This window comes from Hydrogenophaga sp., from assembly GCF_011772445.1.
Lineage (GTDB): Bacteria > Pseudomonadota > Gammaproteobacteria > Burkholderiales > Burkholderiaceae_C > Hydrogenophaga.
Genome location: NZ_WVZN01000042.1, coordinates 131708 through 141633, shown reverse-complemented (window position 1 = coordinate 141633; position 9926 = coordinate 131708). Strand labels below are relative to the sequence as shown.

At 69.7% G+C, this 9926-nt stretch carries 11 protein-coding genes; 3 read left to right on the top strand and 8 right to left on the bottom strand.

The genetic code is table 11. The features are described 5' to 3' along the window. The 8 genes from miaA to GTO19_RS17090 form a co-directional block, all read right to left on the bottom strand. On the bottom strand, positions 1–1049 hold a 1049-nt coding region (gene miaA, locus GTO19_RS17125), incomplete at its 3' end, for a tRNA (adenosine(37)-N6)-dimethylallyltransferase MiaA (protein WP_291018960.1). Then, the gene (locus tag GTO19_RS17120) at positions 1046–2296 is read right to left on the bottom strand and encodes a multidrug effflux MFS transporter (RefSeq protein ID WP_291018958.1); all 1251 of its coding nucleotides are present in this window, start codon (positions 2294–2296) and stop codon (positions 1046–1048) included. The genes miaA and GTO19_RS17120, both read right to left, overlap by 4 nt. 87 nt (positions 2297–2383) lie before the next feature. Then, on the bottom strand, positions 2384–2683 hold the full coding sequence (locus GTO19_RS17115) for a HigA family addiction module antitoxin (RefSeq protein ID WP_291018956.1): 300 nt from the start codon (positions 2681–2683) through the stop codon (positions 2384–2386). A 39-nt stretch (positions 2684–2722) separates the two neighbouring features. Next, positions 2723–3004: a type II toxin-antitoxin system RelE/ParE family toxin gene (locus GTO19_RS17110; RefSeq protein WP_291018954.1), complete on the bottom strand. Its 282-nt coding sequence runs from the start codon at positions 3002–3004 to the stop codon at positions 2723–2725. Between the two features lie 69 nt (positions 3005–3073). After that, on the bottom strand, positions 3074–3940 hold the full coding sequence (locus GTO19_RS17105) for an alpha/beta fold hydrolase (protein ID WP_291018952.1): 867 nt from the start codon (positions 3938–3940) through the stop codon (positions 3074–3076). A 129-nt stretch (positions 3941–4069) separates the two neighbouring features. Next, a complete protein-coding gene (gene mutL, locus GTO19_RS17100) occupies positions 4070–5995 on the bottom strand; it encodes a DNA mismatch repair endonuclease MutL (protein ID WP_291018951.1) in 1926 nt (641 codons plus the stop codon). A gap of 20 nt (positions 5996–6015) precedes the next feature. Next, complete coding sequence (locus tag GTO19_RS17095) at positions 6016–6303, bottom strand: addiction module antidote protein (protein ID WP_291018949.1); 288 nt, start codon at positions 6301–6303, stop codon at positions 6016–6018. Further along, entirely contained in the window at positions 6304–6438 is a 135-nt protein-coding gene (locus GTO19_RS17090; RefSeq protein ID WP_291018947.1) for a hypothetical protein, read from the bottom strand. Between the two features lie 104 nt (positions 6439–6542). On the opposite strand from GTO19_RS17090, the gene GTO19_RS17085 reads away from it, so the two are divergent. The 3 genes from GTO19_RS17085 to GTO19_RS17075 are packed head-to-tail and all read left to right on the top strand — an operon-like array spanning position 6543 to position 9815. Next, positions 6543–7196, top strand: coding sequence for a DedA family protein (locus GTO19_RS17085; RefSeq protein ID WP_291018945.1), 654 nt, complete (start codon positions 6543–6545; stop codon positions 7194–7196). A 51-nt stretch (positions 7197–7247) separates the two neighbouring features. Beyond that, positions 7248–8000, top strand: a complete 753-nt coding sequence (locus tag GTO19_RS17080; RefSeq protein ID WP_291018943.1) for a spermidine synthase — start codon at positions 7248–7250, stop codon at positions 7998–8000. A 3-nt stretch (positions 8001–8003) separates the two neighbouring features. Continuing rightward, positions 8004–9815 (top strand): GspE/PulE family protein, encoded by a 1812-nt coding sequence (locus GTO19_RS17075; protein ID WP_291018940.1) that lies wholly within the window; start codon positions 8004–8006, stop codon positions 9813–9815. Positions 9816–9926 lie beyond the last annotated feature (111 nt).

Below are 9926 nucleotides of genomic sequence, written 5' to 3'. Positions count from 1 at the left end.
TCCGGCGCCGGGCCGCCCCAAGCCGGATCAGCCCCCTCGGGGGGCAGCGACCCGCGCAGCGGCGGAGCGTGGGGGCTCATGTTCCCTATCCATGCCTGGACCTTCGCCAGCACCTGCTCCATCGCATCGGGCGCATCGGCCGGCACCACCGCGCGCTGGGGCATGGACCGCAGCCAGGTGAGCTGGCGCTTGGCGAGCTGGCGCGTGGCGAAGACGCCGCGGTCGCGCAATTCGGCGAGCGCGGTGGCGTCGGGCTGCGGGTGCGCATCGAGCGCGGTCCAGGCCTGGCGGTAGCCCACGCAGCGCATGGACGGCAGATCGGCGTGCAGGTCGCCGCGCGCGCGCAGGGCGCGCACCTCGTCGAGCAGGCCGGCGGTGAGCATGGCGTCGAAGCGCTCGGCGATGCGCGCGTGCAGCCAGGCGCGGTCGCTCGGCTCGAGCGAGAGGAGGTGGGCCTCGTCGAGCGGGCCATTGCGGTCGCGCTCACGACCCGAGTGGCCCGAGTGGAAGCTGGCGAGCGGGCGGCCCGACACCTGGAACACCTCCAGCGCGCGCTGGATGCGCTGCGCGTCGTTGGGAAACAGGCGCGCGGCGGTGACGGGGTCCACGCGCTGCAGTTCGGCGTGCAGCGCGGGCCAGCCCTCGGCGCGGGCGCGCGCGTCGAGGGCGGCGCGCACGGCGGGGTCGGCGGCGGGGAGCTCATCCAACCCGTCGAGCAGCGCCTTGAAATAGAGCATGGTGCCGCCCACCAGCAGCGCGGTGCGCCCGCGCGCGGCGATCTCGCCGACGAGGCGCGTGGCATCGCGCGCGAAGTCGGCCGCGCTGTAGGCTTGCGCGGGGTCGCGGATGTCGATCAGGTGGTGCGGCACGGCCGCGCGCTCGGCCGCGGTGGGCTTGGCGGTGCCGATGTCCATGCCGCGGTAGACCAGCGCCGAGTCCACGCTGACGATCTCCACCGGCCAGCGCGCGGCGATGGCCAGGGCCGCCGCCGTCTTGCCGCTGGCGGTGGGGCCGGCCAGCGCGAAGCAGCGAGGCGCTTCCCCGTTCACGTGGTCGCGACCCGGGTCGGCGGCGTGTGCGGTTCGCCGTGGCGCTGCACCAGCGTCCAGGCCGTGGTGGAAATGACCACGCACCAGAACCACACGCTGTCGGTGAGCGGGCGAACCGTGCCGGCGCCCAGCGCGGGATCGGCCAGGGCCAGGCCCAGCCAGCCGCCGATGCCGAAGGCCACCACCATCATGATGAAGCCCGCGAGCGCCGAGGCCGCACCGGCCGCGTGCGGAAACGGCGCCACCGCGCCGCTCTGCCCGCAGGGCTGGTGCACGCCGTGGGCCAGCATGAAGAGGTAGAAGGGCAGCAGCACGCTCCACAGGTTTTGCACGCCGAGCCACGGCAGCACACCCACGAGCGTGCCGCCCGTGAGCGTGACGCAGGCCGCCAGGCCCACGGTGCGGCGAACGCCCAGGCGCACCAGCAGGCGGCGGCAGATGACGGTGCCCACGATGTAGACGGCCGACATGGTGAACATCACGAGGCCGTACTGCGTCTTGCTCAGGCCCAGCACGCCGATCAGCACGAAGGACGAGGACGCGAGGTAGCTGAACAGGCCGGCGTAGGAGCCGGTGGCCAGCAGCGTCCAGGCCCAGAAGGTGGGGTTGCGCGCGATGCCGGCCCAGTTGCGCAGCAGCGGGCCAGGGCGCAGCGCGTCGGGGTTGAGGCGCGGCACGGACTCCTGGAAGCGCGTCACCAGCACCGCCAGCGTGCCCGCGCCGAACACCGACAGCGCGAGCAGGGCCACGCGCCAGCCGAAGTGGTCGGACAGCACGCCGCCCAGCGGCGCGCTCACGCAGGCGATGACGCCGAGGCCGGTGAGGCCCTTGCTCATCATGCGGGCGCCCTCGCTGGGGGCGTACAGGTCGCGCACGATGGCGCGCGCGCACATCACGGCCGCGCCCATGGCCACGCCTTGCAGCGTGCGCCAGGCGATGAGCTGCTCCATGGACTGCGAGAAGGCCCCGCCGGTGGTGGCCAGCATGTACAGCACCATGCCGCCGATGAGGATGGGACGGCGTCCGAAGCGGTCGGACAGCGGCCCCCACACCAGTTGCGAGACACCGAAGGCCAGCAGCAGCGCGGTGAGCGTGAACTGCGCTTGGGCCACACTGGCGCCGAAGCCCTGCGTGAGCGTGGGCAGGGCAGGAAGGTAGAGGTCGGTGGTGACGGGTTGGATGCCCAGCAGCAGCGTGAGCACGAGCACGACCAGGCCCGGCGACATGGCAGAGGAGGGGGCGGACATCCGGCTGAGGGTAGCAGATGCCCCCATGGGTTTACCCGTGGATCACCGCCTGCCAGCCTGTGCTGGCACTGCAGCGCAGGGTCGGCATCAAGCGGCTTCCGCGTAAGGTTCGATCGACTCCAGGTCCTCGCGGATGGCCTGACGCACCTGATCCGCGTCGAACTGACACTGCAGATTCATCCAGAACTCGACGCTGGTGCCGAAGAAGCGTGCCAGGCGCAAGGCGGTGTCCGCCGTGATCGCCCGCCCGTCCTTGATGATCGCAGCGACGCGGGTTTGCGGGACATGAATGGCCTGGGCCAGCCGGTATTGGGTGATGCCCATTGGCTCCAGAAACTCTATGGCCAGGATTTCACCTGGGGTGGGCAGAGACAGGGGTTTCGTCATGGTGAGCACTCCAGCGTTTCGTTCATTGGCAAGTTCAATTCAGTGGTAGTCGACGATCTCGACCTGGTCTGGGCCACTGTCGGTCCAGACAAAACAGATGCGCCACTGGTCGTTGACCCGGACGCTGTGCTGCCCACGGCGATCGCCTCGCAGGGCCTCCAGTCGGTTACCGGGTGGTACCTTCAGGTCGACCAGCCCATGGGCCGCGTGCAGCATTCGGAGCTTGCGCAAGGCCACGGTCTCGATTCCGCGCCATCGGGCGACACGCTTCAACTGAAACAAGGCTTGCGTGTCGGGGCACTTGAACGACTGGATCGACATGAATCCGGATAGTAACGTCACGCGTTACTATCGTCAAGCGTAAATAGCCACGCATGGCGTGGGTTGGGGTCAGCGCGCGACGAGGCGGATGTCGTCGTTCAGCCCGAACAGCTCGGCCAGGGCCGCGCGGTACTGGGCCTGGCCCACGGAGTTGGTGTTGTGGTGCGAGCCGCCCTCCACCATCACCAGGGACTTGGGCTCGCGCGCGGCCTCGTAGAGCCGCCGGCCCAGCTCGGGGAGGATCAGCTTGTCGTCGGTGCCGTGCACCACCAGCAGCGGCGAGCCGATGTCGGGCACGCGCTTGACCGATTCGAAGCGCTGCGTGATGAGCAGCGACACCGGCAGCCAGCCCCACTTGAAGGTGCTCACCACGTCGGGGATGGACGTGAAGGTGCCTTCGACCAGGGTGCCTTTTTCGTCGTTCACCTGCGTGGCGAGCTCGATGGCGATGGCGCCGCCCAGCGAGTGGCCGAAGATGTAGCGGGGCCGGTCGGGGTAGCGCTGGGCGAGCCAGTCCCAGGCGGCGCGGGCGTCTTCGGCGGCTGTGCGTTCGGAGGGCAGGCGCTTGGTGCTCTGGCCGAAGCCGCGGTAGTCGATGCCCAGCACCGAGAAGCCCAGCTCTTCCATGCGGCGCATGCGAAAGGCCGAACCGGTGACGTTCCAGCGCGCGCCGTGCAGGTAGAGCAGCACAGGCGCCTTGGGGTTGGCGGCGAAGTTCTCGTGCTGCGCCCACAGGCCATGCAGGCGGGCGTCCTCCTTGTCCTCGGCCGAGTGGAAGTCGATCCACACGTCTTCCATGGACTCGGCGGCGTAGACGCCACCGCTCCAGGCGCGGTCGGAGGGCTGGAAGATCCAGACGCGCTGCTTTTCATCCAGCGTGGCGCACCCGGCCAGCAAGGCGAGGGCGGTGGCGAGGGCGAGCAGCAGTCGGGTCATGGACCGGGATAGTGAGGCGGTTCGCACCGGAAAAGTTCATGTCGCTCGGGTAAATCCCAGGCAAGCAAGTGCGATGCCGGAGCGCCAGCGCCGACTTTTTCACGCCGCCCGCGTCGCGCGGGCGTGGATTCAACGGCCTCGCAGGAACAGGGCGTCGAGCTCGCGCAGGCTCAGTTGCCGCCAGGTCGGGCGCCCGTGGTTGCACTGGTCGCTGCGCTCGGTCACTTCCATCTGGCGCAACAGGGCGTTCATCTCGTCCAGAGTGAGGCGCCGGTTGGCGCGCACCGCGCCATGGCAGGCCATGGTGGCCAGCAGCTCGTGTTCGGCGCGCTGCAGCACATGGCTCGCGTCGTGCTGGGCCAGCTCGGCCAACACGCTGCGGGCGAGTTCCACCGGGTCGCCCTGCGCCAGGGTGGTGGGCACGGCGCGCACCGCGAGGGTGCGGGCGGACAGCGGCGCCACGTCCAGGCCCAGCGCGGCCAGTGCCTCGGCGCGGCTTTCGGCGGTGGCGGTCTCTTCGGGCGTGGCCGCGAAGGTGGCGGGGATCAGCAGCGGCTGGCTGGCGAGCGCGCGCTCGGCCAACTGGCGCTTGAGCCGTTCGTAGACGATGCGCTCGTGCGCGGCGTGCATGTCCACGATGACCAGGCCCTGGGCGTTCTCGGCCAGGATGTAGATGCCTTGCAGTTGGGCGATGGCGCGGCCCAGGGGCCAGTCGCCGTCGGGGAGGGGGGAGTGGGCGGGGGCTTCGACAGGTCCTGTCCTGCGCCCGCCGACGGGCTCAGCCCCAAGGGACGAGGTGCCGCCGGTGTCGATGGCCGAGGTGACTTCCGTTCGGGCTGAGCCCGTCGAAGCCCCTGCCCAGGCGCCGACCTCGGCCGCGCCCCACAGGGCCGACACATCGCTCACGCGATGACCCGCCTCGGGCTCGCGTGGCTGGAAGCTGAATCCGCTCTGCCGCACGGGCGGTGTCCAGGCGGGCGTCGCCGCCGTGGCCGTTGACGCGGCCGGCTCGGCCGCCTGCCCCGCGCGCGGCACCGCCAGCGCCGACTCCACGGCCTGCTGCACCGCGTGGTGCACCTCGCGGCTGTCGCGAAAGCGCACCTCGATCTTGGTCGGGTGCACGTTCACGTCCACGCGCTCGGGCGCGATCTCCACGAACAGCGCGTACACCGGCTGGCGCTGGCCGTGCAGCACGTCGTCGAAGGCCGCGCGCACCGCGTGCGAGATGACCTTGTCGCGCACGAAGCGGCCGTTGACGTAGGCGAACTGCTGGTCGGCGCGCGCGCGCGCCGCATCCGGAATGCCCGCGAAGCCGCACACGCGCAGACCGCGCGCGTCGGAGCCATCGGCCGGCCACATGAGCGGCACGGCGCGTTCGATGAAGTCCTCGCCCAGCACGTCGGCCAGGCGCCGCGCGGTGCCGTCGAGGCCCGGCAGCGGCACGGCGCGCCATTGCGCCGACAGCTTGCCTTCGTGCCAGATGGCGAAGCCCACGTCGGGCCGCGCCAGCGCGTGGCGGCGCACGGCCTCGATGCAGTGCGCGAGTTCGGTGTTGTCGGACTTGAGGAACTTGCGCCGCGCGGGCGTGGCGTAGAACAGCTCGCGCACCTCGACGGAGGTGCCTCGCGATCGCGCGCCCGGCGCGAGTTCACCGCTGCGCACGTCCAGTTGCCAGGCGTGGCCATCGCCCTCGGTGCGTGAGAGCAGACCCATCTCGGCCACCGAGGCGATGGCGGCCAGCGCCTCGCCGCGAAAGCCCATGGTGCCCACGGATTCGAGCTCGGCCAGACTGGCAATCTTGCTGGTGGCGTGGCGCTTCACCGCCTGGGGCAGTTCGGCCTGGGGAATGCCCACGCCATCGTCCTCCACAGCGATCAGCCGCACGCCGCCGCCGAGCAGGCGCACGGTGATCTGCGTGGCGCCGGCGTCGAGCGCGTTGTCCACCAGCTCGCGCACCACCGAGGCGGGGCGCTCCACCACCTCGCCCGCGGCGATCTGGCTGATCAGCTCGTCGGGCAGTTCGCGGATGGGGCGGCGCGGGGGCAGGGTGGTCATCGAATCGACATTTTGTGTGGTCAATGCGGCTGGATGCTCAGGCGAAAGCCCAAGCCCCGGATCACGCGCATCAGCGTATCGGCACTCGGCGTGCGATGGCCGGACAGGGCCTTGTAGAGGCTTTCGCGCGACAGTCCGGTGTCTTGCGCCAATTGGGCCATGCCCTTGGCGCGGGCAATGTGTCCCAGGGCCGCCGCGAGTTCCGCAGCGTCGCCGTCTTCCAGCACCAAGTCGAGGTACACCGCGATGTCATCGTCCGACTGCAGATAGTTGGCCATGTCGAAGCGCCGGGTGTTCGCGGTTTTCATTCACAGCTCCTTGGCGGTCTGTCGGGCCTGGGCGATATCGCGGGCCTGGGACGATTTCTCACCGCCGCCGAGCATCAGGATGAGCTGCCCGTCCCGTTCCACGTAGTACATGAGCCAGCCAGGTCCGAAATCCACGCCGCAAAGGCCGCTGTCTCGATGACGGTGTACATCGTCGATTGTAGCCACATGGCTACAACCTGAAACTCCCACCCTGTATCTGGACAGGATAATGCCCCGCCATGGAACTGATCACCTTCCTCATCGATTTCATCCTGCACGTCGACCAGCACCTGCAGGCCTTCGTGCAGGCCTACGGCCCCTGGGTGTACGCCCTGCTGTTCCTCATCATCTTCACCGAAACGGGCGTGGTGGTCATGCCCTTCCTGCCCGGCGATTCGCTGCTGTTCGTGGTGGGCACGCTGTGCGGCGCGGGGCTGATGAGCCTGCCGCTGGCCATGGCGCTGCTGGTGGTGGCGGCCGTCCTGGGCGACCAGACCAACTACTCCATCGGCCGCTACTTCGGCCCCAAGGTGTTCCAGTGGGAGAAGTCGCGCCTGTTCAACAAGGACGCCTTCAACCAGGCGCACATGTTCTACGAGCGCTACGGCGGCATCACCATCATCCTCGCGCGCTTCATGCCCTTCATCCGCACCTTCGCGCCCTTCGTGGCGGGGGTGGCCGAGATGACGCGCAGCAAGTTCACCGCCTACAACGTGATCGGCGCGCTGATCTGGGTGGTCGGCCTGGTGGGCGCGGGCTACCTGTTCGGCAACCTGCCCTGGGTGCAGGCCAACCTCAGCAAGATCATCTGGGCGCTGATCATCATCCCGGGGCTGATCGCGATCTTTGGCGCCTGGCGTGCCCGGCGGCAGGCGGCAAGCGATGCGGCCTGAGCCCGGCCGGTGAACAGGGCCGGTGGCGGCCGTGTCCATAATGGCCGCTCCATGAAGACACCGACGTCCCTGCCCGAAGTCAACATCTCCGAAGACGGCGAGGTCCGTTACCTGCACCTGGGCTCGGAATGGGTCCAGGGCTCCATGTTGCTGGACGCGCCGTTCGATATCGAGCTGGAGTACGTGCAGCGCATGATGGCCTGGCTGCTGTTCGTCGAGCCCGATTCGGTGCCGCGGCGCCGCGCGCTGCAGTTGGGCCTGGGCTCGGCCGCGCTCACCAAGTTCAGCCACAAGCGGCTGCGCATGGACACCACCGCGATCGAGATCAACCCGCAGGTGCTGGCGGTGTGCCGGCAGTGGTTCAAGCTGCCGCCCGACGGCGCCCGCCTGCGCGTGCTGATGGGCGACGCGGGCGAGCTGATCCGGCGCGCCGAACACCTCGGGCGTTACGACGCGCTGCAGGTGGACCTGTACGACCACGAGGCCGCCGCCCCCGTGCTCGACTCGCCGGATTTCTACGCCGATTGCCGTCACGCGCTCACCGACGAAGGCTGCCTCACCGTCAACCTCTTCGGCCGCCACTCGAGCTACGAGCGGTCGCTGGAGAGCCTGTGCGCGGCCTTCGGCAAGGACGCGGTGTGGGCCTTCAAGCCCACGCGCGAAGGCAACACGGTGGTGCTGGCGCAGCGCCACGCCTCGCGGCCTTCGCGCCTGGACTTGCTGGCACGCGCCGAGGCCGTGCAGGAGCGCTGGGGCCTGCCGGCCGTCAAATGGATGCGCGTGTTCAAACCCGTTCACGACTGACACATGAAAACCGCCACCGCTCAAGCCGCCGCTTCCACGCCCAACGGACCGCTCGACTGGCGCCTGGTGCTGCGCTGGTTGAAGGAGGACGGCGTGATCAGCGAGGACGAGGCGCGCCGCACCGAAGCGCGCATCTCGTCAGCGCACAGCGCGCAGCACCCGCTGCAGCGCCTGGCGGTGGTGGGCATGGCGCGCGCGGCCGATGGCCACGTGCTCGACGCCGAGGCGCTCACGCAATGGCTCGCGCAGCGCTGCGGGCTCACCTACCTGCGCATCGACCCGCTGAAGGTGGAGGTGGGCAAGGTGGCCGAGGTGATGAGCGCGGGCTATGCCGAGCGCCACAAGGTGCTGCCCGTGCAGGTGGGCCCGGCCGAGGTGGTGGTGGCCACGGCCGAGCCCTTCCTCACCGACTGGGTGGGCGAGGTGGCGCGCCAGACGCGGAAGACCGTGCGCCTGGTGCTGTCCAGCCCGGCCGAGATCACGCGCTACACGGCCGAGTTCTTCGCGCTGGCGAAATCGGTGCGCGCGGCCACCAAGAGCGGCGGCAGCGCGGGCTTCCAGAGCTTCGAGCAACTGGTGGAACTGGGCAAGGGCAACAAGCAGATCGACGCCAACGACCAGGGCGTGGTGCAGGTGGTGGACTGGTTGTGGCAGTACGCCTTCGACCAGCGCGCCAGCGACATTCACCTGGAGCCGCGCCGCGAGCAGGGCGTGATCCGCTTCCGCATCGACGGCGTGCTGCACCCGGTGTACCAGTTGCCGCTGGGCGTGATGAACGCGATGACGGCGCGCATCAAGCTGCTGGGGCGCATGGACGTGGTGGAGCGCCGCCGCCCGCAGGATGGCCGCATCAAGACGCTCAAGCCGGGCGTGGGCGGGGCCAAGGGAGACGAGGTGGAGATGCGCCTGTCGACGCTGCCCACCGCGTTTGGCGAGAAGCTGGTGATGCGCATCTTCGACCCCGAGTCGACGGTGAAGGACCTGGCTGCGCTGGGTTTCGGCGCGCACGATGCGACGCGCTGGGAGGGCCTCACGCGCCGCCCGCACGGCATCGTGCTGGTGACGGGGCCCACGGGCTCGGGCAAGACGACGACGCTGTACGCCACGCTCAAGCGCCTGGCCACGGAAGAGGTGAACGTGAGCACGGTGGAGGACCCGATCGAGATGATCGAGCCGGCCTTCAACCAGACGCAGGTGCAGCCGCACCTGGACCTGGACTTCGCGCAGGGTCTGCGCGCGCTGATGCGGCAGGACCCGGACATCATCATGGTCGGCGAGATCCGCGACCTGGAGACGGCGGAGATGGCGGTGCAGGCGGCGCTGACCGGCCACCTGGTGTTCTCCACGCTGCACACGAACGACGCGCCGTCGGCGGTGATGCGGCTGATGGAGCTGGGCATTCCGCCGTACCTGATCAATGCCACGGTGCTGGGCGTGCTGGCGCAGCGGCTGGTGCGCACGCTGTGCGCGGCGTGCAAGACGCGGGTGGAGAAAGAAGAAGCGGCCGAGGCGCGCGAGCAACTCGCGGAGCTGGTGAAGCCCTGGCAGATCACGGGGGGCTACCGGCCATACCAGCCGGTGGGTTGCATCGATTGCCGCATGACGGGTTTTCGGGGGCGCATGGGGCTGTACGAGTTGCTTACCGTCACCGAGGCGTTCAAGAACCAGGTCATCCGCGAGCCGCGACTGGAGACGATGCGGGCGCAGGCGGTCACGGATGGGATGCGGCCACTGCGGTTGGCGGGGGCGGCGCGGGTGGCCGAGGGCTTGACCACGCTGGACGAAGTGCTGGCGACTACGCCGCCGGTGCAGTAGCTTCGGGTTGCTTTCTCCGGATGGTCCGGTCGTCGGCGCTCGGGTGTCCGGCTCCGCGACTGTCCCCCGGAGCGGAGCGCTGGCGCGCTCCGCTCCTCCTCCTTTATGTCG

Coding starts and splice junctions, on each gene's coding strand:
- GTO19_RS17120 (WP_291018958.1), bottom strand. CDS start 2,296: ATGTCCGCCCCCTCCTCTGCCATGTCGCCGGGCCTGGTCGTGCTCGTG.
- GTO19_RS17115 (WP_291018956.1), bottom strand. CDS start 2,683: ATGACGAAACCCCTGTCTCTGCCCACCCCAGGTGAAATCCTGGCCATA.
- GTO19_RS17110 (WP_291018954.1), bottom strand. CDS start 3,004: ATGTCGATCCAGTCGTTCAAGTGCCCCGACACGCAAGCCTTGTTTCAG.
- GTO19_RS17105 (WP_291018952.1), bottom strand. CDS start 3,940: ATGACCCGACTGCTGCTCGCCCTCGCCACCGCCCTCGCCTTGCTGGCC.
- mutL (WP_291018951.1), bottom strand. CDS start 5,995: ATGACCACCCTGCCCCCGCGCCGCCCCATCCGCGAACTGCCCGACGAG.
- GTO19_RS17095 (WP_291018949.1), bottom strand. CDS start 6,303: ATGAAAACCGCGAACACCCGGCGCTTCGACATGGCCAACTATCTGCAG.
- GTO19_RS17085 (WP_291018945.1), top strand. CDS start 6,543: ATGGAACTGATCACCTTCCTCATCGATTTCATCCTGCACGTCGACCAG.
- GTO19_RS17080 (WP_291018943.1), top strand. CDS start 7,248: ATGAAGACACCGACGTCCCTGCCCGAAGTCAACATCTCCGAAGACGGC.
- GTO19_RS17075 (WP_291018940.1), top strand. CDS start 8,004: ATGAAAACCGCCACCGCTCAAGCCGCCGCTTCCACGCCCAACGGACCG.